Source organism: Thalassotalea mangrovi (assembly GCF_005116735.1).
Lineage (GTDB): Bacteria > Pseudomonadota > Gammaproteobacteria > Enterobacterales > Alteromonadaceae > Thalassotalea_A > Thalassotalea_A mangrovi.
The window spans coordinates 24,410-47,280 of record NZ_SWDB01000002.1; the positions used below are offsets into that span (position 1 = coordinate 24,410).

At 46.2% G+C, this 22,871-nt stretch carries 19 protein-coding genes; 10 read left to right on the top strand and 9 right to left on the bottom strand.

Annotation, left to right across the window (positions count from 1 at the left end; translation table 11 throughout):
- The first annotated feature begins 142 nt into the window (after positions 1-142).
- Complete coding sequence (lpxC, locus tag E8M12_RS00595; protein WP_136734129.1) at positions 143-1,051, top strand: UDP-3-O-acyl-N-acetylglucosamine deacetylase; 909 nt, start codon at positions 143-145, stop codon at positions 1,049-1,051.
- 35 nt (positions 1,052-1,086) lie between these two features.
- Here lpxC and E8M12_RS00600 read toward each other — a convergent pair whose 3' ends face one another.
- Positions 1,087-1,575, bottom strand: coding sequence for a DUF721 domain-containing protein (locus tag E8M12_RS00600; RefSeq protein WP_136734130.1), 489 nt, complete (start codon positions 1,573-1,575; stop codon positions 1,087-1,089).
- 42 nt (positions 1,576-1,617) lie between these two features.
- Between E8M12_RS00600 and E8M12_RS00605 the strand changes: the two genes are divergently transcribed.
- From E8M12_RS00605 to mutT, 3 genes are all read left to right on the top strand, one after another.
- Complete coding sequence (locus tag E8M12_RS00605; RefSeq protein ID WP_136734131.1) at positions 1,618-2,523, top strand: M23 family metallopeptidase; 906 nt, start codon at positions 1,618-1,620, stop codon at positions 2,521-2,523.
- Between the two features lie 149 nt (positions 2,524-2,672).
- Entirely contained in the window at positions 2,673-5,354 is a 2,682-nt protein-coding gene (gene secA / locus E8M12_RS00610) for a preprotein translocase subunit SecA (RefSeq protein WP_136734132.1), read from the top strand.
- A gap of 76 nt (positions 5,355-5,430) precedes the next feature.
- On the top strand, positions 5,431-5,829 hold the full coding sequence (gene mutT / locus E8M12_RS00615; RefSeq protein ID WP_136734133.1) for an 8-oxo-dGTP diphosphatase MutT: 399 nt from the start codon (positions 5,431-5,433) through the stop codon (positions 5,827-5,829).
- Here mutT and E8M12_RS00620 read toward each other — a convergent pair.
- Both E8M12_RS00620 and E8M12_RS00625 read right to left on the bottom strand, forming a co-directional pair.
- On the bottom strand, positions 5,823-6,314 hold the full coding sequence (locus tag E8M12_RS00620; protein ID WP_211244959.1) for a DUF3465 domain-containing protein: 492 nt from the start codon (positions 6,312-6,314) through the stop codon (positions 5,823-5,825). The two genes, mutT and E8M12_RS00620, sit on opposite strands and share 7 nt — an antisense overlap.
- Positions 6,315-6,570: 256 nt before the next feature.
- Positions 6,571-8,394 (bottom strand): DUF885 family protein, encoded by a 1,824-nt coding sequence (locus E8M12_RS00625; RefSeq protein WP_136734134.1) that lies wholly within the window; start codon positions 8,392-8,394, stop codon positions 6,571-6,573.
- Positions 8,395-8,560: 166 nt separating this feature from the next.
- Between E8M12_RS00625 and E8M12_RS00630 the strand changes: the two genes are divergently transcribed.
- Positions 8,561-8,986, top strand: coding sequence for a DUF3010 family protein (locus E8M12_RS00630; protein WP_136734135.1), 426 nt, complete (start codon positions 8,561-8,563; stop codon positions 8,984-8,986).
- A gap of 127 nt (positions 8,987-9,113) precedes the next feature.
- On the opposite strand, the gene E8M12_RS00635 is transcribed toward E8M12_RS00630, so the two are convergent.
- The 3 genes from E8M12_RS00635 to E8M12_RS00645 all read right to left on the bottom strand — a co-directional run bounded on the left by E8M12_RS00635 (position 9,114) and on the right by E8M12_RS00645 (position 14,422).
- Positions 9,114-10,931, bottom strand: a complete 1,818-nt coding sequence (locus E8M12_RS00635; RefSeq protein WP_136734174.1) for a DUF885 domain-containing protein — start codon at positions 10,929-10,931, stop codon at positions 9,114-9,116.
- 97 nt (positions 10,932-11,028) lie between these two features.
- Positions 11,029-11,916, bottom strand: a complete 888-nt coding sequence (locus E8M12_RS00640) for a prenyltransferase (RefSeq protein WP_136734136.1) — start codon at positions 11,914-11,916, stop codon at positions 11,029-11,031.
- Between the two features lie 316 nt (positions 11,917-12,232).
- On the bottom strand, positions 12,233-14,422 hold the full coding sequence (locus E8M12_RS00645; protein WP_136734137.1) for a TonB-dependent hemoglobin/transferrin/lactoferrin family receptor: 2,190 nt from the start codon (positions 14,420-14,422) through the stop codon (positions 12,233-12,235).
- A gap of 163 nt (positions 14,423-14,585) precedes the next feature.
- On the opposite strand from E8M12_RS00645, the gene E8M12_RS00650 reads away from it, so the two are divergent.
- Genes E8M12_RS00650 through cobN form a run of 3 tightly spaced genes read left to right on the top strand, consistent with a single transcriptional unit; the run spans position 14,586 to position 19,492 of the window.
- Positions 14,586-15,116, top strand: coding sequence for a MotA/TolQ/ExbB proton channel family protein (locus E8M12_RS00650; RefSeq protein ID WP_136734138.1), 531 nt, complete (start codon positions 14,586-14,588; stop codon positions 15,114-15,116).
- A 12-nt stretch (positions 15,117-15,128) separates the two neighbouring features.
- Positions 15,129-15,476 carry a DUF2149 domain-containing protein gene (locus E8M12_RS00655; protein WP_211244960.1) on the top strand — a complete coding sequence of 116 codons (348 nt, stop codon included), beginning with the start codon at positions 15,129-15,131 and terminating at the stop codon, positions 15,474-15,476.
- Positions 15,476-19,492, top strand: coding sequence for a cobaltochelatase subunit CobN (gene cobN / locus E8M12_RS00660; RefSeq protein ID WP_246033969.1), 4,017 nt, complete (start codon positions 15,476-15,478; stop codon positions 19,490-19,492). The genes E8M12_RS00655 and cobN overlap by 1 nt, the downstream gene beginning before the upstream one ends.
- A 75-nt stretch (positions 19,493-19,567) precedes the next feature.
- Here cobN and E8M12_RS00665 read toward each other — a convergent pair whose 3' ends face one another.
- The 3 genes from E8M12_RS00665 to arfB form a co-directional block, all read right to left on the bottom strand.
- Positions 19,568-20,071 carry a hypothetical protein gene (locus E8M12_RS00665; RefSeq protein WP_136734140.1) on the bottom strand — a complete coding sequence of 168 codons (504 nt, stop codon included), beginning with the start codon at positions 20,069-20,071 and terminating at the stop codon, positions 19,568-19,570.
- Positions 20,072-20,234: 163 nt separating this feature from the next.
- On the bottom strand, positions 20,235-21,053 hold the full coding sequence (locus E8M12_RS00670) for a DUF2797 domain-containing protein (protein ID WP_438363446.1): 819 nt from the start codon (positions 21,051-21,053) through the stop codon (positions 20,235-20,237).
- Positions 21,054-21,106: 53 nt separating this feature from the next.
- Entirely contained in the window at positions 21,107-21,529 is a 423-nt protein-coding gene (arfB, locus tag E8M12_RS00675; protein ID WP_136734142.1) for an alternative ribosome rescue aminoacyl-tRNA hydrolase ArfB, read from the bottom strand.
- A gap of 60 nt (positions 21,530-21,589) precedes the next feature.
- On the opposite strand from arfB, the gene E8M12_RS00680 reads away from it, so the two are divergent.
- The gene (locus tag E8M12_RS00680; RefSeq protein WP_136734143.1) at positions 21,590-21,862 is read left to right on the top strand and encodes a GIY-YIG nuclease family protein; all 273 of its coding nucleotides are present in this window, start codon (positions 21,590-21,592) and stop codon (positions 21,860-21,862) included.
- Between the two features lie 142 nt (positions 21,863-22,004).
- Complete coding sequence (locus tag E8M12_RS00685; RefSeq protein ID WP_136734144.1) at positions 22,005-22,736, top strand: DUF3581 family protein; 732 nt, start codon at positions 22,005-22,007, stop codon at positions 22,734-22,736.
- Positions 22,737-22,871 lie beyond the last annotated feature (135 nt).

Below are 22,871 nucleotides of genomic sequence, written 5' to 3' on the forward strand. Positions count from 1 at the left end.
GCTTCTATAGTTGAAGGTGAGCAAATTTTGACTGTTTGCATGAGTTTTGATATATTACGCCCCCTGACTTACTGGTCCGAACTGTTACAGTAGGGCTGAGTCATAACAAAAAGATTAATTTTGCGCGGTATATAGGCGAATTATGATTAAACAACGTACGATAAAAGATAGTATTTCGGCCACAGGAGTCGGTTTACACAAAGGTGAAAAGGTGCAGATCACTCTCCGTCCTGCGCCTGCGAATACAGGTATTGTGTTTCGCCGTGTAGATCTGGAACCTGTTGTTGACATCAAAGCTTGCCCGGAAGCTGTGGGCGAGACGACGTTGTGTACCTGTCTGGTCAATGAGCAAGGTGTACAAGTATCCACCGTTGAACACTTGCTCGCTGCCGTGGCAGGGATGGGGATTGATAACTTGATTATCGATGTCGACTCACCCGAAATCCCGATCATGGATGGTAGTTCATTGCCATTCGTTTACCTGATTCAGTCAGTTGGTATTGAAGAAGCGAACGTGGCCAAACGTTTTCTGCGTATCAAGCATCCGATTCGTGTTGAAGAGGGCGACAAGTGGGCCGAGTTGCGCCCGTATGAAGGTTTCAAGGTTAACTTTGCCATTGATTTCGATCATCCGGTGATTGCCAATACTGCACAGACCATGAGCATGGATTTTTCCAGTAGCTCATTTATAAAAGAAATCAGTCGTGCACGGACCTTTGGCTTTATGAAGGACATTGAGTTCTTGCGATCTCATAACCTCGCATTGGGAGGCAGCCTGGAAAATGCCATCGTTCTTGATGAATTTCGCATGCTGAACGCGGACGAACTTCGTTATGATGACGAATTCGTCAAACACAAGATCCTGGATGCGATCGGCGACCTGTATATGTCTGGGGTAAGCATCCTTGGTGAACTGAACGCCTTCAAGTCAGGTCATGGCCTGAATAATATGTTGCTTCGCGAAGTGTTCAAGCAGCGGGAAAACTGGGAATGGGTGACATACGAGGACAATCGTCCTGCACCGATTACCTACCAGGAAGCCCTGGCATAAAGATCATTGAAAACCGGAGTCTGACTCCGGTTTTTTTATGTTTTCTTTTCACTGGCCGATGCGTGCCTGGCAAGTTTTTGTAACTTTTCTTTCAAACCCTGTGGGGCATGTTCTGCAACCATGTTTAATTGCTCTGCGGTATGCATCGACATGTGTTTCCCCGGCTGTTCTGATGGTTTCTTTGGCGCCGGGGTTTCCGTCTGGCGTTGATGGCCATAAGGATTAATTTTCAGTTCCAGGCGGGTTAACTGTCCCTGGCTTTGTTGCGCCAGGTGCTGGCAAATTCGGTTTCGTTCGAACTGTAATCTTTGTCCCCAGACGGCGGATTTCACTTCTAAAACAACCGTTTCTTGTCTACAATTAGCTACCTGCCAAATTTCTTCAGGGATATCCGGGCAAATTTCGGCAATGATGGTATTTAAGGATTGCAGAGTTTTTGCCTTGGCGCCAAAGCCGGCCAGGTTGCCGGAAGACTGGGACAGTAAATTCGCTAAATCCTGCGGTGTTTTTTCAATACGCGACATGAATAAACGCTTAATCTAAAATATGTAAGCAAGAATAATAATATGAGTTTAACAGTTTTATACCGTGGAAAAAATGTTCGCTTTTCATTGCGGCTCAGCAAAGCTCGCTGGGTGGCAATACTCGCTTCCTTTACGCTGCTCTCCGGATTGGTGATTCACTGGATTTTAAAGCCGGTTCCGGTGCCGGTACATCTACAGGCAGCCATGGTCGATGCGAAACAATCCCCAGAAAGTGATTTCAATCATGATGCGTTGCAGATCACCACATTAACGGCGCGCCTGGCGGAATTGCAAAGCCATGTTTTACGCCTCAATGCCCTGGCAGAGCGCCTCGCCAAAGAAGCCAATATACCTGAAGATGAGTTTAATATGAGTACACTACCGTCTTCGGGTGGACCTTTGCAGACCGAAGCGATTGTCAGTTTGAACTCAGTGTCAGAGCTCGAAACTCAACTTGCTGAACTGGCGTTAAATGTAGAACAACAACAAAATCAATTTAGCCTACTTGAATCTTTAGCCTTGGGTCACCACATTGAAGATAATAGTTACTTATCTGGCAGACCAATTACCAAAGGCTGGTTATCGTCGTATTATGGCGTTCGCAAGGACCCATTTAATGGCACGCCAACCATGCACAAGGGGGTTGATTTTGCGGGCAAGGAAAATGCTGAGGTAATAGCCACCGGTTCAGGGGTGGTTAGCTGGGCTTCAGAGCGCTATGGTTATGGAAATTTAATTGAAATTGATCATGGTACTGGCTTTAAGACCAGATATGGGCATAATAGTGCCCTATTAGTAAAAGTTGGTGATGTGGTAAGCAAAGGGCAAGTGATTGCTCGCATGGGTAGTACAGGTCGCTCAACAGGTCCTCACGTTCATTACGAAATCCTGCGCGCAAATCAACAGATTAACCCGATTAAGTACGTTTATCGAAAGCCGAAAAAGTAGAACTTATACCTTTACGTAGCTGCAGGTGGGCGAAAGCTAACAGCCACTTGCGTAAACGGCTGGTATTATCAACAACAAAGACAATAAGCCGGGTGAGCTTATTTATAAAGAAACTGGGGTTTCACCTCAGGGAAATGGTTTGAAATAACATGTTTGTAAAAATGATGACAAAACTGTTTGGTAGCCGAAATGATCGGTTACTCAAACAAATGGGAAAAGACGTAAAAAAAATAAATGACCTGGAAGAAGGTCTGCAGGCGTTGTCCGACCAAGAACTAAAAGAAAAAACGGCGGAATTTAAGCAACGTATTGCCGATGGCGAATCCCTGGATAATTTACTGAACGAGGCATTTGCCGTTGTTCGCGAAGCGTCGGTGCGGGTCTTTGGTATGCGTCATTTTGACGTGCAAATGATTGGTGGTACCGTACTGCATCAGGGGAAAATTGCAGAAATGCGTACCGGTGAAGGTAAAACCCTGACGGCAACGTTACCTGCCTACCTGAACGCCCTGAGCGGCAAGGGTGTGCATGTTATTACCGTCAACGACTACCTGGCCAAGCGTGATGCTGACTGGTCTCGTCCATTGTTTGAATTTCTCGGGCTGACGGTTGGTTGTAATATCCCCAATATTTCCTCACAGGAAAAACAAGAAGCCTATGCGGCAGATATCACTTATGGTACCAATAACGAGTTTGGTTTCGATTATCTGCGTGACAATATGGCGTTCTCACCATCACAACGGGTTCAGCGGCCTTTAAACTATGCGATTATAGATGAAGTTGACTCGATTTTAATCGATGAAGCGCGTACGCCGCTGGTCATTTCTGGCCAGGCAGAAGACAGCTCTGAACTGTATCAGTTGATTAATACCCTGGTGCCATTGTTAGAAGTTCAGGAAGAAGAGGATAAGGAAGGTACGGAAAGTACCGGCGACTATACCATTGATGAGAAATCTAAACAGGTTTACTTAACTGAACGAGGCCAGGTTCGGGTTGAAGAAATTCTTCACGAGCGAGGCTTGTTGCAGGACGGTGATTCCCTGTATGCAGCAAGTTCGATTTCTTTACTGCATCACGTGATGGCGGCCCTGCGCGCTCATAAACTGTTCCAAAAAGATGTCGACTATATCGTTAAAGACGGCGAAATCGTCATTGTTGACGAACATACTGGACGAACTATGGAAGGTCGACGCTGGTCAGAAGGTCTGCATCAGGCGGTTGAAGCGAAAGAAGGCGTTAACATCCAGAATGAAAACCAGACACTGGCATCCATCACGTTCCAGAACTACTTCCGGTTGTATCAGAAATTATCGGGTATGACAGGTACTGCTGATACTGAAGCGTTCGAATTTAACCATATTTATGGGCTGGAAACGGTCGTCATCCCAACCAATCGTCCGATGATTCGTGATGATATGGCGGATTTAATCTACCTTACCGCAGAAGAAAAATTTGAAGCCATTCTTGCCGACATCAAAGACTGTGTCAAACGTGGTCAACCGGTTCTGGTTGGTACCATTAGTATCGAAACTTCAGAGTTTTTATCTAAGCTGCTGCGCAAAGAAAAAATCAAGCATAAGGTATTGAATGCCAAGTTCCATGCGGAAGAGGCAGAAATTGTTGCTCAGGCGGGTAAGATAGGTGCCGTTACCATTGCTACCAATATGGCTGGTCGTGGTACCGATATCGTATTAGGTGGTAACCTGGCGTCCGAGCTTGAAAAAATCGATGCTGCGGATGAAGCGCAAATTGCCAAGGTCACTGAACAGTGGCAGGAAGAGCACAATAAGGTGCTCGAGCTTGGTGGCTTACATATTGTCGCCACAGAACGCCATGAATCGCGTCGTATCGATAATCAGTTACGTGGTCGTTCTGGTCGTCAGGGTGACCCGGGTTCAACCCGTTTCTACCTGTCGATGGAAGACGGCCTGATGCGTATCTTTGCATCGGAACGCATTGCCAATATGATGCGCAAACTGGGTATGGAGCACGGTGAAGCGATTGAGCACCCGTGGGTGACCCGTAGTATTGAAAATGCGCAACGTAAAGTGGAAGGTCGCAACTTCGATATCCGTAAGCAATTGCTCGAATACGATGATGTTGCCAATGACCAGCGTAAAGTCATTTATGAGCAACGTAATGAGTTGCTTGATGATGGTGAAATTGGTGACACCATTAAAGCGATTCGTGAGGACGTTATCTCGGGCATGATCGCTCAGCATATTCCACCACAATCTCTTGAAGAAATGTGGGATGTGGCTGGTCTGGAAGAGCAATTGCGTGGCGATTTAGCGCTGGACTTACCGATAGCTAAGTGGCTCGAAGAAGACGATAAACTGCACGAAGAATCGTTGCGTGACAAGATTTTCGACAGCGTTGAAGAAGCGTATCAGGCAAAAGAAGAGCAAGTCGGTGCTGATGCATTGCGACAGATTGAAAAAGCCATTATGTTGCAGAGCCTTGATTCGCACTGGAAAGAACATCTGGCTGCGATGGATCACTTGCGCCAGGGTATTCACCTTCGCGGTTACGCGCAAAAGAACCCGAAACAGGAATACAAGAAAGAATCGTTTGCGCTGTTTTCCGATATGCTGGAAAACCTGAAGTATGATGTGGTAAGCATTTTATCTAAAGTACGTATTCAGCAGCAGTCCGACGTCGATGCGTTGGAAGAACAACGTCGCAAGCAAGCGGAAATGCAACAAAAACTGCAGCACGAATCTGCTGGTCCCCTGGTATCAGAGTTACCGGAAAAACGTGTTGGCCGTAATGATCCATGCCCGTGCGGTTCAGGTAAGAAATATAAGCAATGTCATGGCAAGTTAAACTAAATTGACTTAAATCCTAAGGCCGGTATTATCCGGCCTTATTTTTTTCTAACGATTAGATATCAGGTATTAACGTTCAATGAATAAGCGATTGCATGTAGCGGTGGGTGTTATTTACCGTGACGGACAGGTATTTCTGACACGCAGACACCAGCATCAACATCAGGGAGGCAGGTGGGAGTTTCCTGGTGGCAAGGTAGAGGCCAATGAAACCGTGCACCAGGCGTTGCATCGCGAGCTGATGGAAGAAGTGGCTATCGATGTTCTGGCGATGCGGCCCCTGCTCAATATATCCCATGATTATGATGATAAGTCGGTGCTGCTTGAAGTCTTTATTGTCGACCAGTTTGGTGGTGAACCAGAATCTCAGGAAGGGATGGAGCAAGGCTGGTTTGCATTAGCGCAATTAGCCAGCCTGGAATTTCCAGAGGCCAACCAACGGATTATTGACAAGTTACTGCAACAAGCCGCTTATTGATAAATTTTACCCCGATGCCTGAGCCAGCCATCAGGGTGTGTTTTGTCCGGGTCGTGGTGAGTCCAGTGGATAACACCTCCCTGGCTATTCCACTCGTACTCTCCGTAAAAATCAATGGTATCTCCCATTTTTAAGTTAGCGACTCGCGGTGCCAGATCGATGTTATGGGCCACCAGTAAGGTCTGGCCGCTACTAAGTCTGATAATAAATCGTTGATGGCGGCTGCCTTTATTATCATCGGCGAGGACTTTTGTGACCACGCCAGATGCCTGTACCTGCAAATCACTTTGGCGGTTCTCAAAGGCCTGTTTCAGTTGCTCGACGGCATCCGTGCTAGTACGGTTATCGGCAACCGGCGCTTGCGGCGAGCCTTGTGGCGGGGACGATTGTTGTGGTGTCGGCCTATTCATCAAATAGGCAACGACCAGGGTCAGGACAATGCCGGCGATAATATTTTTTGGGGTAATTCGGTGTTTTCGTGACATGGTTAAAGGAAGTCCAGTATCGGGCCAGATAGTCGGTTAAATGGATGAATAAATTTGACTTATTAGTTTAGTTCTTCTCGCTTGTGAAATACATTTAGATTTTTTACTCTAACTTTGCTTTCGAAATCTCCCCAGATTTTTCAAAGTATCATTTGGTTTTTTTATGGGCATCTTTGATGCCCTTTTTTTTGTTCGAAAATTGGCATTAAAAACCCGGCGTTAACCGGGTTTTTTAAGCTAGTTGCTATTCTACTGCTTATCCGGCATTTAATTCCGCTAACATCATCTCACGAATGATCGGTACCGGTGAGCTGCCATAACTTAAAAACTTATTGTGGAAGTCCGTTAAATTAAAGTCGTCGCCCATTTTTTCTTTTAATTCTTCACGCAGGTCATATATTTCAGAATAGCCAGTAAAGTAACTGGTCAGTTGCACCTGAGACAAAGTTGCACGGCGCCACTTACCGCGGGCTTCTGCCTCTTCCTGAAAGGCTTCATTCATCATCATCGCCAATGCTTCCTGCTCACCAATGCCATTTACCTGAATGGCATAATCGATAATGGAGTTCATGATCACCCTAAGGTTCCACTTATAATACATTAACCACAGCTCTGGTTCATTATCGCCATAGCCTTGTTCGAGCATCATTCGTTCGGTATACACGGCCCAGCCTTCAACCATGGCACCATTACCAAAGATGGATTTTACTAAAGACTTGGACTTGTTGCTGTGCACTAACTGAGTGTAGTGGCCCGGTACCGCTTCATGGATATTGAGAATCTGTAAGATCCAGTGATTGTATTCACGCAGATAGCTTTCTGCCTGCTCATCATTGAAATTATCCAGAGGCGTGACGTTGTAATACGTGTTGGCCTCAGCATCGTAAGGGCCTGGCGCGTTAATTGAAGCGCCCGCGAAACCACGCTGATATTCCGGTGTTTCCCGAACCACGAGTGGCTTGTCCTTATCCATTGCCACCAGGTTGTTGTCGATCACAAATTTTTCCAGCTCAGGGATCTGGGCGCGAATGGCATCAACAAATTCGTCACGCTTTACGTGTTTTACCGACAGATGATCAATAAGCTGTTTTGTTGCCAGCAACATATCTTCTGGCATCTTGGTGTCGGCAAAATAGGTCGGCCAAAGTTGTTTGGTAATCTTTGCCATTTCGCCATGGACACGCTGTTTCTCGCTGACGGCCTTATCGAACAGTTGTTTTGCAGTCAGGCTTGAGTAAATATCCAGGGCAAATTTTTGTTCATAAAGCTCAGCGCCGATACGAAAATCTTTGCCTGAGTTATTTTCTTTTAGCTCAGCGGCCTTTTCCGTAAGCCAGTTGATGTAGCCTTCAATTGCCGTTGTTGATTCTTCAATGCGAGAGGTAAAATCGGACTTTTCCTGGTCGCTTAAGGCTGAATCAGCAACCGCCTGGGCTATTGCACCAGAGAATAATCCCATCGCGCCTTGGTTTTGCTGAATGGCCAACTCGGTGTGTGGCAGGGTAGGCGTAGTGATATTGGCTTTTGCGGCCTCATAATAAGCAGGAATGTTTTCCATCCGGCGGTAAATGGTGCGCAGACGTTCATCTTTGGCTTTGTAGTCGGTGTTTAAAATCACCCCGAACACACCCGCCACATTATAGTTTGCAGGATTCCACTGATAGGATTTTAATTGCTCTACGGCGAAGACCTGAGATTCCAACTGGTTTTTCAAAATGTAGTAATCACTGGCATTACCGGCATCCAGCTGCTTTGGATCAAAGCCCTGTAGAGCTGCCAGTTTTTCTTTTACGATTGCCAGGTCGTGAGCCATGCTTTCAGCGTCCGGGATGGGTAATTGGTCATCATATTTGTAATAGCCAACATAAACCGCATAGCCAGGATTTAGTTTCCAGAACTCATTGATCAGGTTTTCACTAAATACCGCGAATTGCTGGTTTACATCAGCTTGTTCAAGCTTCGGTACTGGCGCCGGCTTTTCAGCCTGGGTGTTTTGCTGAGGGGTACCACTTTCACCGCATGCGGACAAGCCCGACGTTAATGCGGTGGCGATGGTTAATGCAAGTAAATGCTTTTTCATGGTTTTCTCTACAATCGTTGTTATTTAAAACAACTTAATACGACAGCTTAGTCTGTTGCAAGTGGTATTGGGATATTTGCGGTAAAGCGGTTGAAAAAGACCTTAAGGCGTATCGTCGGCGAGAAAAGCTGATATACTTGCGGCATTAATATTTAGAGGACTGTCAATGAAGATTTGTGGTGTAGAAATTAAAGGCGATGATGCAATTATCTGCGTGATGAGCTACGAAAACCAATTGTTTGATTTGCCCCATGTCAGGGTACCTAAGGTGTCTTTACAGCGTGGTACTGACAGCGAAAATATTCGTAAATTTCAATTTACCTTTGCCAAGCTAATGGCTGACTATGGTGTCGACACCGTTGTGATTAAAGAGCGCATGACCAAAGGTAAATTTGCCGGTGGCTCACAAGGTTTTAAAATGGAAGCAGCCATCCAGCTGATCGACGGATTGCAGGTGGAAATGGCGCGTCCCGCGGATATCAAAGAAAAATTGAAGAAAAGCCAAATCGAGATCGATTATCGGGATACTGGCTTGAAGCAGTTTCAACAAGGCGCATTTGAAACGGCATTTACGCATTTTAAAGTAAACTAGCGAAAAGCTACAAGCTACAAGCTACAAGCTACAAGCTACAAGCTTTAAGCTGTAATTTTTCTGTTTGTTTCTACAACTTTTAAAAAACGGCAAGATTCAATCTTGCCGTTTTTTGTTCTGGTGACGTTTATTTTTGGGTTTCGACCCAGGCCATGATCTTCTCTTCCAGGATCGGCATAGGTAGTGCGCCGTCAATCAGCACCTGGGTATGGAATTTGCGGACATCGAAGTCGTCACCGAGTTGCTGTTGAGCTTTATTACGCATATCGCGAATTGCCCGTTGTCCGGTTTTGTAGGCAAGTGCCTGACCCGGGATAGCAATGTAACGTTCCACTTCCGCTTCGATATCGGACATCGCCAGTGATGAGTTTTTTGCCATAAAATCGATTGCCTGCTCGCGGGTCCAGCCAAACGCATGTAAGCCGGTATCGACGACCAGACGCATGGCGCGCAGTTGTTCATCGGATAAGCGTCCATACCACTGGTAAGGGTCGGTAAATAGACCAAGCTCTTTACCTAAACTTTCTGCATATAGTGCCCAGCCCTCAGAAAATACCGTATAACCACCAAATTTTCGGAACATCGGCAGGTCTTTGACTTCCTGCTGGATGGTAATTTGGAAGTGGTGGCCAGGTGAAGCTTCATGGATGCTCAAGGTTTCTAAAATAAATTTAGGCTGAGCTTTCAGGTTATGGGTGTTGATATAGAAAATACCCGGGCGTGAGCCATCGGGTGCCGGTGACTGATAGCTGGCACCGGCGCTGGATGCTGCACGAAATGCTTCCACTGCGCGAACTTCATAATCGGCTTTAGGAAATACTTCAAATAGCTTAGGTAAACGCTGATTAATGTCATCTTTGACCGCCATGTAGGCATCAATAACGTCTTGTTCATTGTCCCAGTAAAATTGCTCGTCTTCCTGCAGGAAAGTAAAGAAAGCGGGTAAATCACCGTTAAATCCCACCTGAGCTTTGACTTTATTCATTTCTTCCAGGATGCGTGCCACTTCCTGTTGACCAAAATCGTGTAGCTCGTTAGCGGTTAATGGCAAGGTGGTATTGGTTTCGATTTGATACTCATACCAGGCTTTACCGTTAGGTAACGCTGATAGTCCGACGCTTTCCCGCGCTTTTGGCAGATATTCGCTTTCAATAAACTGATAGAACTTATCGTAGGTGGGGACCAGAACATCCATGATCATGGTTCTGTATTGCTCAGTCACTTGCTGCTTTTGCTCATCTGTTAGTTCGCTATTGTCGTCAAGCATGGTTACCGGGCCGTAAAATACACTATCTTTAGCGTCTTTAACGACATGCACGGAAAGTTGCGGCAGGATCTTATCAACGATTGGTCTTGGCAATACGACGCCTTGTTCCATGCCTTCGCGCATTGCCACGATGACACTATCCATATAGGCAGCAAATCCATCGGTACGACTGATAAAGTTTTGATAATCCAGGTATGTGTTAAATGGTTGCGCACTCTGGCCGGAACCCAAAGTCGCGTACATGTTGTGAATACCGTACATCTGGTTTAACGGGATCAGGTGCGAAGGAAAATCATAGCCTTTAATCGCCAATTCGCGGTCACGTTTAAAGATTTGATAACTCAGCAGATCCTGGCCGGAAAGTTGAGATTCATCAATGGCATTAATGTTATCGAGATATTTTTGTTCCAACGCCAGGTTCTGCGCCAGGCTTGCTTCGCTAATGGGGGCATTAAACTTGTCGTTATACTCATTCATGCCTACGAATGTTGCATATACCGGTGATAACGCCATGGATTCCTCAAAATAAGACTGGAATACCTGTTGCGCTAGTTGTTTCGGGTTCTGTGATTCACTCACCTGCGTTTGTGACTGCGTGGTGGATGGCGAGTCTGCTGTCTGGCTGTTACAGCCGATTATCGCACCGCTTAAAACTAAAGCCAGAAAGGTTTTTTTCATCATAATCTTGTCTTCTATTAACGAGGGAGGCAATTGCCCGATTTTTGCATTGTAACCTAATCTGCAAATTTTGTTAGAGGTACGAGTGGGGCAGTGGTCAGGTGCTGACCAGAGTGATTGCAATAAGCACGGGGGTAATTAAGGTGATAATGGTGTTAACCGCAAGTATTTGCGGCTGCTTGCCTAATTCTTTACCGTATTTTTTACAACCCCAAAAGCAGTAATAGCTAGCAAGTAAAGGTAGCAAGGCGATGGCTGCAGATGCCGGGAATATTGAGGTGATTAACGCCAGGACTAGAGTCAGTATTGCCATGACAGATATACAGGCATAGACATTGCTGGCTATATTGGTGCCATAGCGAATAACCATATGGTTGCGGCCTGCCTGCCGGTCTGCATCTATGTCTGGGAATTGATTTAACAGTAATAGATTGTTGGTTAGCAAAAACACCAGTAAACCTGCCAAAACCGACCCTAAGGTATGTTGTCCTGACAGAGCGAAATGACCACCGGTGACCATAATAGTACCAAAACCAAGCCCGGGTGCGATCAAACAGGGTACAGCGTATTTATTGAGCCAGCGCGTATAAGTGAGGATTAACAGAATACCAATTGCGCCATACACCAGTATCACAGTTCCTCTCAGGTAGTAGAAAAACAGGCCGATGGTGATGGTAACTAGCAAAGATATTAAGGCAATATAGAGCACCCACTTATCCATATGGGGCGCGGCAATCAGGGCTCCACTGCCGCCACTAAAGGGCGTGCGTTTGGTGTGTGCATCCAGGCCACTGTGAAAATCCTGATATTCATTCAAAGCATTAACGCTGACATGGGCAAACAATGCAGCAGCCAAAGCCAGAAATAGCACCAGCCAATCAACATGGGTATTCTCATAAGTTACCAGGCTGGTGGCGAGGAAGATGCACACTGGTACCAGAATAAGAAATGGCATTCGAATCGATTTAACAAGGGTGGCGATCATTCACTAAGCCCCACTATTTTAGCGAGCCATTGCACCCATAATCGCTTCTTTTTTTGGAGCAGGTGTGGGGCCGTTGTTGTCATTTAACGATATGTAATTATTGGTATTTATTTAACAATAGCAAAGAACCGGAGGAAGGGAAGGTGGAGGAGGAAGTGACTCCTTCCACCACGTTAGTATCCACCCAAAACCACGACAACGTGAGTGGTTTTCTCCTCAGAAAATAGCTCCTTCATTTTCTTTATACCGACCATCCGTGGTCATAACCTTAGGTAGAGTCCCTCTTCAACTGAAGCGAAACGATTAAGTTTCGCTTCTAAAACTGATAGGTAATATTTGCGGCAACGCCGCGACCTGGTTCTGTAAAGCCCTGCAGGTCGTCGCCAGCTGCATGTCCGGCAACATTGATAAAGCGAACGTATTCCTTGTCCAGTAAGTTACTGGCTAAGACATTCAGCGTTAAGGCGTCATTAATGTGGTAATTTACCGACCAGTCGAGTGAGCCGTATCCGGCAATTTCAGCTTCTCCCGCATTAACCTTGGTCATCCGAACAGCCCAGTTTAAGGTTAATTGGCTGGAAAGGTCCGCATAGTCAAAGGTTAAACCGACAACACCGGATAGTGGACTGATGGTGTTGATGTATTCGTCCGTTGTATCATCTTTGCCGTCCTGATAGGACGCATTGGCAAACACACTCCAGTTGTTACTCATGGCATAATCTATCGCCAGTTCTGCGCCTTTGATGGTTACTGAATCGATGTTTTGATATTGGTACGTATCGTATTGATAAGCGAAGCTACCATCTTCATTCAACACGGTTTCAGAATCGATGAGTTGTGTTGCTAAGAATTGATCATATTCGTTGTAGTAAATTGCCGCATTGATGATCAAATCGCCGATATGACCACGAATACCGATCTCAAGGCTGTCACTCTCTTCCGGGGATAAATCATCGCTCGGCACGATTTCGTAGATGTAGGTTGATGTAGCCTGGTTGTAGTGCTCGATGTACGCCAAATCATAGGCAGGCACTTTAAATCCCTGGCCGTATTGAGCGAATGCAGACAGCATACCATTAACTTTATACAGCGCTCCCAGGTTAAAAGACGTCTGGCTCTCACTAATTTTGGCAAAAGCTTCGCCATTGCCGTTCAAAGCCCCGTTTGGATCCATATCGTATTGATCGAAGCGAACGCCCGGAGTCACCAGGATATCTCCGCCAAGGAAACTGATCTCGTCATTAATGAATATCCCTAAACGGTTGACGTCATTGGTCGGGAATTTGTTACTCAGGTCGTCTTTCGTTGCTTCGCCAGCCACCTCACGGTATTCGTGCGAGGTGCGCAGGCTTTCAGTCGTTTCATAATCAAAACCATAGCCCAGGGTATGCATTTCGTTTAAAGCGACTGAGGCGTTAGACAAAAACCCGGATGTTTCCTGTTGATAAAGACCTGTTTTCCACATGTCCCGTAATTCAACGACCCCAAACATTGGCGCATTAATATCCAGTTGGCCATACTCTTCATCGCTTTGCTCGGATGTATTGTTGTATAACGAAATATTTAAGTAATCAAAGAATGGGGTGTTACTGGTGCTGGTGTATTGCAGTTTATAAGCGGTGGATTCTTTCTCGGTGATGGTACTTTCGCTGACAATATTGTAACCATAATTGGCTAAGCTGCGGAAATAGAATAATAAACCGTCGGCACTGTCGCCACTAACGTCTTGCTTGTAATAATCAACAATAAAATTGACGGCGTTATCGTCATTGATGTTCCATTTTGCTTTGTATAGTGCACTGTTCGATTCAATGTTAAATGGGGCGTTTGACTCTTGATAATTCTGTTGCTCTTCACCATCACGGTAACTGGCATTTAACAGGTGTTCGAGTCCCCCGGTTTTCAGGGCAAGTGTACCGGCAATACCCGATTGCGAGCTATGGTCTGAGTACTCCAGTTTTACCCGGCCGCCAACAGTTTCACCGTCTTGCAGGTAATCACTGGCATCTTTGGTTGTGAAGACGACAATGCCCCCAAGAGCATCCGAGCCATACAAAGAAGACGCCGCGCCTTTGGCAACTTCCACCTGCTTTAAAGTATCGGTGTCGATAAAGCCACGACCAACAATATCATTCTGACCGTTGGCACCATAACCTTCATTCATGCGCATTCCGTCTTTGATCATCAAAATACGGTCAGAACCCATGCCGCGCACCAGGATATTCTGCGCACCACCAACACTGCCGGTTACCTGAATCGACGGATCATACTTAAAAATTTCATTCAGGTCGGTTACCACCTGAGTATCAATGGTTTCAGCGTCAATGACGGAAATGCTACCGGCGACGTCCTGTAAGGCTTTTGGGGTTTTTGTACCACTGACGACAATGGTTTCCATGGTTGTAGCGGCCGGACCTGGTTGCAATTGCTCCGATAGGGCAGCGGGGGAGATTAAAAATTGTCCAGCAACAACAGTGCTTAACAAGGTTTTTTTACAGCGAAACATAGCATTTCCTTTTTCTTGGATTTTTGCCGGGAAAAAATTGCTTTTTATTATTAGTGCTACAAATGCATATGTAAAGCTTAATGATAATTATTCTCATTTTCATTGTTATTTGTTTCGGTGTCCGCTATAGTTCGTTCCATAATTTCAATAAGGAACCGTTTTTGTGTTTATCCAATCCATCGAACAATTAATGGCACAGGTGTCAGAACTGCTTATGACACCGGTCATAATCGCCATTGTGCTGTTACTTTTTTATGCCTTATATGCGCTTGGGCGTTTTTTCAGTCAGCTACTGCAACGCCGTCAAAATGCGCTGTTATATGCTCGCCAACTTGGCAGCGAACAGCCGCAGGGCGTATCAGGGTATCCGGTATATAACTACTTCGTACAAAACCCTGATGCCGGCCAGGATGAGCTGGAAGTATTTGCGTTGAAAAAGCTGGAAACACTGCGAATTGTGACTCGTATCGCCCCGATGCTGGGGTTGATTGCCACCATGATCCCAATGGGGCCGGCGCTGCAGGCGCTGGCTGACGGTAACATCCAGGGGATTAGTGAAAATCTGATTATTGCCTTTGCTGCCGTGATTTGGGGGCTGGTTATCTCATCGATCACCTTTTGGCCGGCATCGGTTAAGAAGCGCTGGTGTGCCAATGAGCTAATCGAAATCAGCAAACTTCGTAATCAAGACTAGGAAGGCATTACCATGCGATTTCTTGATGAAGATGAAGAATTAAACCCAATCGTCAGTGCCGTAAACCTGGTGGATGTGTTCCTGGTGATTATTGCTGCCTTGCTGATAGCCCTGGCGCAAAATCCGCTCAATGTATTCAGCGCCGATAATGTAACCGTGATAAAAAATGCCGGTGAGCCAAACATGGAAGTGATCGTTAAAGAAGGTAAGGAAATCAAACAGTATAAATCCACTGGTGATATCGGTTCGGGCGAAGGTATGCGCGCTGGTGTCGCCTATAAAATGGCCGATGGCAGCTTTGTCTATGTACCGGAAGATGAGTCGGCGGAACAGGTGAATAATGGCGGAGGGCAGGATTAATGTTGAAGCGCCTGATAACAACGGTAACGGCCCTGATCATGGTACTGACTGCACCATTGCTGATGGCTGAGCAAGACACCAAGGACGTGGTGCTGATCATGTCTTCCCACGCAGCAAAACCCAAGGGCGATTTATTGTCCTTACTGGCAAAGGAACAGGCCTTTAACCTTGATATTTACTCGACTAAGGGCAAGAGCGAAGATGAGGTGAAAGCTCGCTGGCAGTCGGCCGATTTGATCATGCTCGATGGTATCAACCCGGCATTGTCGGCGTTTATGTTTGGCAAATATCAAGCCTATCTGCAGGAGTTTGCTGCAGTGCCGGTGATCTCGTTAGGGGATTTGGACAATAACAAGCAAAACCAGGGATTAACGACTAAGCAGAAGCAAACGCTGGGCAGTTACTACAGGAATGCTGGTCGCGATAACTACGCCAATATGATGGATTACTTAAGCGTTGAGATATTTGCACTCAGTGAGCAGGAGGTTGTTCCACCGCGGGTGACTCCGGATGTTGGTTTATACCATTATGATTATCCCGGCTTTGTCACCGCCGATGAACAGGCGTTTTTTAATTTTTTGCAAGCGCAGGACAATCAACCTGTCATTGCTATCGGTATGCACCGCTCTGTCGTCGATTATGAGCAAACACAAATCGTTGATGCCATCATTAAAGGCCTGGAGGCCAAGGGTGCCAAAGCATTAGGCTACTTTTTTGAAGGTAACGATGAAGCGCTTAACTACACTGATTTGCTTCAAGATAATCAGCAACAAACCCGTGTTGATTTATTGATTAACTACCGCTCTCTTCACTACGTAGATAAACGTCGAGGAGAGTTTGAAAAACTTGGCGTGCCGGTTATTCACGCATTGAATTACAATGACGGCGATGAAACCTCATTTAACGAAAATCACACCGGTGTATCTCCGTCATTAACGCCGTTCTTTCTGGTGATGCCAGAAGACACAGGAAGTACCGATCCGACCATCATTGCCGCGAATGACAAGGGTGCGAAAGTGATCATGCAAGACCAGCTAAATGCGTTAGTTGAGCGCGCTTACAATCACGCAAACCTTGCCCATATCGCCGCGGCGGACAAGAAAGTAGCCACCTTTATCTGGAATTACCCTCCGGGTGAAAAAAACATTGGCGCCGCGTTTTTAGATGTCCCATCATCGATTGAGCAAATCGCCACGGCGATGAAAGCCAATGGCTATCAGGTGAATGTTAAAGACAACGAGACCTTAATTGAGCAAGCTGGATTGTTGCTTCGACCTTATTATCGTAACGAAGACTCTGCGACGTTAATTGACAAAGGTCTTGCAGATTATTTACCGCTTAGCACCTATCTTAGCTGGTTCAATTCACTACCTCAGAACGTGCAACAACCGATTGTAGAGCGCTGGGGAAAACCCGGCGACTCGAACATGGTGACCGACGTTGACGGTGAGAAGATGTTTGTGATCCCGCGCATGGAACTGGGTAACATGATTGTCTTGCCTCAGGGCGTCCGTGGTGAAGACCCTCAAGAGCATGCCAGCTTATATCACTCAACAAAAACCCCGGTAAACCACGGTTATCTGGCGATTTATTTATACGTACGCGAAGTATTCGCCGCCGATGCCTATATTCACCTGGGCACCCATGGTTCACAGGAATGGCTATCGGGTAAGGAGCGCGGACTTTCCGTGTGGGATGCACCTAACCTGGCGATTGGTAACCTGCCGGTATTTTATCCATACATTATTGATAACGTCGGTGAAGCGATGCAGGCGAAACGTCGTGGTCGAGCGACGATGATTTCCCACTTAACCCCAGGGTTTGCTAAAGCCGGGTTATACGCCGATGTCGCTAAGCTAAATGAGTTAATGACTAATTACATGATGTTGGAAGACGGGCAAACCCGTGCCAACACCGAGCAGGCAATTAAGGATTTGGCCATCGAATTGTCACTGTTTAAAGACTTAAGCATAGACCCTAATGCCGGGGACTTTATTCTCGCGGACGCGATCACCGCGATGCAGGATCACTTAAATGATTTGGCCCAGCAAAGCCAGCCGTTAGGGGTACATATCTTTGGTTTGTTGCCAAAACAAGCCCATTTATTCAGTACCATTATTCAAATGCTGGGCGATGATTTTGCTAACCGAGCCGGCCGTTATGAGCAGGAGAATGGCATTGCAGTCCCGGAAGCAGAACGTCTGGATGAACGTCAGGTGGTAAATCTGCACGCGCTTGATGGTTTCCAGTTACTGAAACGTCACTTGTTAGATAACAAGGTGGATGCCAGTAAATTACCGGCACAGCCGGATGCACTGCTCGCAGCCGATTTGCAGCTGGCCGAGAGTTACTGGAATAACTTCGATAATATTGCCGAAATTAGCAATCTGATGCTGGCGCTCGATGCTGGTTATATTCCGGTAAGTCATGGTGGCGATCCAATTCGTAACCCCGACGCGGCGCCAACTGGTCGCAACTTAATTGGTTTCAACCCGGCGAAAGTGCCATCCAAAGAAGCGTACGAAGCTGGTGTCAAACTCATGGACCAGACCATCGAAGACTACTACGCCAAGCACGGTAAATACCCGGATAAACTGGCGTTTTCACTATGGTCACTGGAAACCATGCGTCATCAAGGCGCTTTGGAAGCGCAAATTTTGCACGCCATGGGGGTAAAACCGGTGTGGAATCGCGCCGGTAATGTGACCGGTACCGAAGTCATTCCTTATTCTGAATTAGGCCGCCCTCGCGTCGATGTGGTGATATCGGCGACCGGGTTGTATCGCGATGCATTCCCAAATGTGATGCTGTTCCTCGCCAAAGCCATTGATGATATTGCTCAGCTTAAGGAAGAAAACAACTTTGTTTATCGCCATGCCAATGTATTAAAGCAAGAGCTTTTAGAATCAGGTAAGTCGGTTGAAGATGCGGATTATTTATCAACCTTGCGTATATTTTCTAATGAAACGGGTAACTATGGGACGGGGCTTGCTGGCGCATCGTTGGATTCCGGTAGCTGGGAAGACGACAGTAAACTGGCGAATTTGTATTTGGACCGCATGGGCTTTGCCTATGGCAAAGACGAGTCGCGTTGGAGTGAGAATGTCAGCGGCGATAACCTTTACGGCAAAGTTTTGTCTGGTACCGATGGTGTGGTATTTTCCCGCTCTACCAACTTATACGCATTGATGACCAATGATGATCCGTTCCAGTACTTTGGTGGCATTGGCCTGGCGGTGCGTCATCTCGATGGTGAAACACCGGAAATGTATGTATCGAATCTACGACGCAAGGATAATGTTAAAGCGCAGACTATGGATGCCTTCCTGAATCAGGAAATGCGCAGCCGCTATTTCCATCCGCGTTGGATTCAGGCAATGCAGGAGTCAGGTTACGCCGGTGCTACCGCGATCCTCGATCGCATGAACAATATGTGGGGTTGGGAGGTCATGACACCGGACGCGGTTCGTGACGATCACTGGCAGGAGTTCTTTGAAGTGTATGTCAACGACAAGTACGAACTGGACATGCGCGAGTTCTTCGAACAGCACAATGCCGAAGCGTTGGCTCAGATGCTAGAACGCATGTTAGAAGCGGTTCGCAAGGGCTATTGGCAAGCGGATGAGCAGACCTTGCAAACCATGGTAGAAACTTACACGGAACTTGCGACGGAATTTGATGTGGCAACGGACAATGAAAAGTTCAAAGAGTTTATGGATAACACCGCTGCCGGATTTGGATTAACGCCATTGACGCAAGCGTTGACCGAAGCGTTGGCACAAGTTCCGCCCGTAGCCGCTGCACAGCCGCAAATGGAGCAAGTCACCGGGCAAAAACTTGAGCAGACCGAAGTGGTTGAACATGAAACTGACTATCGGGGCTTATACCTACTGTTGCTGGTTGTTTTGGTGGGTTTTATCAGCAACTTCCTGCAACGGCCACCCCGTGTGCCGGTGCCCGTTGATAAAAATGACCTGGAAAACCCTTCAGTGGATAACAATCAGCTTGCCGCCTGAGCTTACTGTCAGAAATAGAGTCAATGATTAACTAGAAAAAATGCCGGTTTTTACCGGCATTTTTTCTAGCTCAGCTTAGAGTACCTGAGGTGTTTCGGTTACAAACGTGAACGCACTAATATCCATGATGTGTGTGTTTGAACGTTCTGACGGTAAAGAGTTTACCTGGGTAATAACAAGCTTTTCATCATCGAAATTTACGCGAAATTCCCGCATCCAGTCTAAGCGACCTATCTTTTTCAGGGCATAGCGATTGAAAGCTAATGGGCACTTTAAATACACATAGTGATACGCTTTAGCCATCGCACCAGGATCGACTGTGTGGACATAGATGGTGTGTTCGTTAAGGTTATGTTCCTGATGGATATAATGTAAATCGGTATGAGACGTGGTGAGGAAAAAGATACCCAAGGTTAGCAACAGAATTTGCGCTACGGCGATAACATAACAAGCAGGCAAAAACCAGGTGGCGGGCAATGCGCGAATCCATAACTGTTTTAATGGCTTTTGATTTGTGGATAAGCAGGAAAACACCTGTGCAAACAAGGACGATTTTAACCGGGCGTAGATAATCAGCAAGCACATCCATGTGTGCAGGAGAGTATAGGTTTAAGCCTCAAAAGGTGATACCATACCAACTCTCCATTAACGGCGCGACAATTAGCAGAATGGCAAGGCATAACAGCCAAGCCCCAGAGCCGCTTCGATTCATATCTTTCGTTTCGTCCCTGACTTTCATCGCTTAGCTTGTGGTTACGGTTACTTCATAAGAGGTGAACTTTCTAAGGTTAATAACACCGGTATCAAATATTAAATACTGGCCTTTTATCCCCTGTAGTATCCCCGACACTTGTGGATTTTTATCAAAATTAAATGAGCTTATTTTGCTTGGGTAGAGATCAACCGGATAGTCGATTTCAATGACTTCTTCATCCAGTTGTTCGATAGCGTCGCTGCCAAAGCGAAGTCTTAGCTCGTCCAGGCGTTCATTTATTTTAGGAATCAGCTGTTGAGCATGTTGCTTTAGGTCGATGGCATCGGCTTTGCCTTTGAGCATATTACGCCAGTTAGTTTTATCGCTGATAAGCTCGGCAAGAGCGGTTTCGACCAATCCTGATTGCAAGCGGGAATCCACTTTAAAAATTGGCAGGGCCTGATTGGCGCCCTGATCGATCCAACGGGTAGGGATTTGCGTATGGCGGGTAATCCCCACTTTAATGGCTGTGGTATTTGCCAGATAGACGTAATGAGGTACAAAACAATTCGCTTCTCCCCATTCTGGCTCGCGACAGGTACCCTGTTCAAAGTGACACTTTTCCGGTTTTAAAATACACATGTCGCATTGCGCTAGTTTCATCATACAGGGGTAACAAAACCCCTGGGAATAACTTTTTTTGGTCTTCTTACCGCAACTTTGGCAATTGATCTGTCCGGTATGGGTTAGAGTCAGTTTGCTGCCAATCAGTGGGTTAAGTAGCAGTCGGTGTTCACCTGCTTTTAACGTGTAATGGGCTACGCCATCGATCAGTTCGGTCGCCATTTTCGTTAAATGGCCGGTAATATTTACTTCTGTCATGGTATCTGTACTCGCACCGGGGTCGGTGTTTCTAAACGTTATATTCGAATTTTTGCGCGGTTGGCTTTGAGATTGCCACGCTGATTTTTTTTATCCATGCGTTTGGCTCGCGCCGCTTTACTCGGCTTGGTCGGGCGTCGTTTTTTCACCTCTTTGCTGGCGGGTAATAACACCTCAATCAATCGTTCAATGGCAGCGGCTTTGTTCATCTCCTGGGTTCGATGTTCCTGGGATTTGATGATCACCACACCGTCTTTGGTAATCCGATGATCGGTTAGCGCCAGCAACTTTTGTCGATATTTCTCTGGTAGGTTTGCAGTGCTAATGTCATAACGTAAATGTATCGCTGTTGCCACTTTATTGACATTCTGGCCACCGGCGCCCTGCGAGCGAATGGCGGTGAATTGCAGATCCAGTTCATCAATCAGAAAGTCAGGATGGTTTTTGCTAACGGGGATCATATAATTGCCTTTTGCACACTTGTATATATAGTGCGGGATTCTTAGATAAGGTTCAATGGTATGTCATCTTCCTGGTTTGTTTATATACTGCGCTGCGCCGATAAAAGCCTGTACACAGGTATTACTATCGATGTTGAAAAACGATTGCAGGAACACAATGCTGATAACGTTAAAGGCGCGAAATATACCCGGGCCCGACGTCCGGTAGAATTGGTCTATCAGGAAACACTACCGGATCGCAGCGGTGCGGCAAAACGTGAAGCACAAATTAAAAAGCTTTCCCGCCAGCAAAAAATAAAATTAATCAATGCCGATGAAAGTATGTGCATGTAAGCACTTATTTACTGTTTATCCCTTTAATAATAGTTCGGTGTACAGCTGTACAGAGGTCTGATTAGTGTAAATTTCGTCGACTTGCTGTTTTTTGCTCGGTAAACTAGCCGCCAGTTTCAAGTTAGATTTGATTAGGCAGACCATGTTTATTCGCCAGTATTATCACGATAGTAATGACAAAGTGCGCTTTAGCCGCCAACAGGCAAGCGATTTTGCTAAGAATATTGCCGATGATTTCAATCCGTTGCACGATATTGACGCCAAGCGTTTCTGTGTACCCGGGGACTTATTATTTTCAGTGATTCTGGATAAGTGTGGCATTCATCAGAATATGGCCTTTACCTTCGCTGGTATGGTGACCGATGCCAACGAACTTAACTTTCCTGAGAAAATTACAACCAGTGCCGAAGTAAACGACGAACAGGGAAAAACCTACTTAGCCGTTGCCGCCGATGGCGAACACAGTCGCTGCGAAACCCTGATAGAGTCATTAGTACGCTCCTATGTGGCATTTTCCGGTGACACGTTTCCGAACATTCTTGGCGAGCTGATGCGCAAAAAGTCGGTGATGATTAATCCGGCTCGCCCAATGGTGATGTATGAGAGTATGAAGCTGAACTTAAACAGCGTCGATGTGAAACAGGTGTCGTTGCAGTTTAATGCCAGCGAGACTGATCTAAATGTGGATGGCAAGCGTGGTAAAGTACGTTTGGTGTTTGACATTATCGCTGCTGGAAAAGTCATTGGTTATGGTGAAAAGCACATGGTATTGAGTGGCTTGCGTGAATACGACGCAGACGTTATGGACGCGGTTTACCAAGATTACCTGGCGATGAAGCGCGCTTATCATGGTCAACAAGTGGTAAATGGTTAATCAGCCATTTTAACTAGCCAGTACCCGCTTAAAATTCGCATCGCGGGCATCAAAGCGATGCCCGGCTTATCATTAATATCCTCTATTCTTGTCTAGGCTAAATTTTGCCTTTAAACTTGCAGTTTTGACCGGAGA

Excerpts from the sequence above, each read along its gene's own strand:
- lpxC (WP_136734129.1), top strand. The coding sequence starts at position 143 with ATGATTAAACAACGTACGATAAAAGATAGTATTTCGGCCACAGGAGTC.
- E8M12_RS00685 (WP_136734144.1), top strand. The coding sequence starts at position 22,005 with ATGTTTATTCGCCAGTATTATCACGATAGTAATGACAAAGTGCGCTTT.
- E8M12_RS00600 (WP_136734130.1), bottom strand. The coding sequence starts at position 1,575 with ATGTCGCGTATTGAAAAAACACCGCAGGATTTAGCGAATTTACTGTCC.
- E8M12_RS00680 (WP_136734143.1), top strand. The coding sequence starts at position 21,590 with ATGTCATCTTCCTGGTTTGTTTATATACTGCGCTGCGCCGATAAAAGC.
- E8M12_RS00645 (WP_136734137.1), bottom strand. The coding sequence starts at position 14,422 with ATGTTTCGCTGTAAAAAAACCTTGTTAAGCACTGTTGTTGCTGGACAA.
- E8M12_RS00625 (WP_136734134.1), bottom strand. The coding sequence starts at position 8,394 with ATGAAAAAGCATTTACTTGCATTAACCATCGCCACCGCATTAACGTCG.
- secA (WP_136734132.1), top strand. The coding sequence starts at position 2,673 with ATGTTTGTAAAAATGATGACAAAACTGTTTGGTAGCCGAAATGATCGG.
- cobN (WP_246033969.1), top strand. The coding sequence starts at position 15,476 with ATGTTGAAGCGCCTGATAACAACGGTAACGGCCCTGATCATGGTACTG.
- E8M12_RS00635 (WP_136734174.1), bottom strand. The coding sequence starts at position 10,931 with ATGAAAAAAACCTTTCTGGCTTTAGTTTTAAGCGGTGCGATAATCGGC.
- mutT (WP_136734133.1), top strand. The coding sequence starts at position 5,431 with ATGAATAAGCGATTGCATGTAGCGGTGGGTGTTATTTACCGTGACGGA.
- E8M12_RS00605 (WP_136734131.1), top strand. The coding sequence starts at position 1,618 with ATGAGTTTAACAGTTTTATACCGTGGAAAAAATGTTCGCTTTTCATTG.
- E8M12_RS00630 (WP_136734135.1), top strand. The coding sequence starts at position 8,561 with ATGAAGATTTGTGGTGTAGAAATTAAAGGCGATGATGCAATTATCTGC.
- E8M12_RS00640 (WP_136734136.1), bottom strand. The coding sequence starts at position 11,916 with ATGATCGCCACCCTTGTTAAATCGATTCGAATGCCATTTCTTATTCTG.
- E8M12_RS00655 (WP_211244960.1), top strand. The coding sequence starts at position 15,129 with ATGCGATTTCTTGATGAAGATGAAGAATTAAACCCAATCGTCAGTGCC.
- E8M12_RS00620 (WP_211244959.1), bottom strand. The coding sequence starts at position 6,314 with ATGTCACGAAAACACCGAATTACCCCAAAAAATATTATCGCCGGCATT.
- arfB (WP_136734142.1), bottom strand. The coding sequence starts at position 21,529 with ATGATCCCCGTTAGCAAAAACCATCCTGACTTTCTGATTGATGAACTG.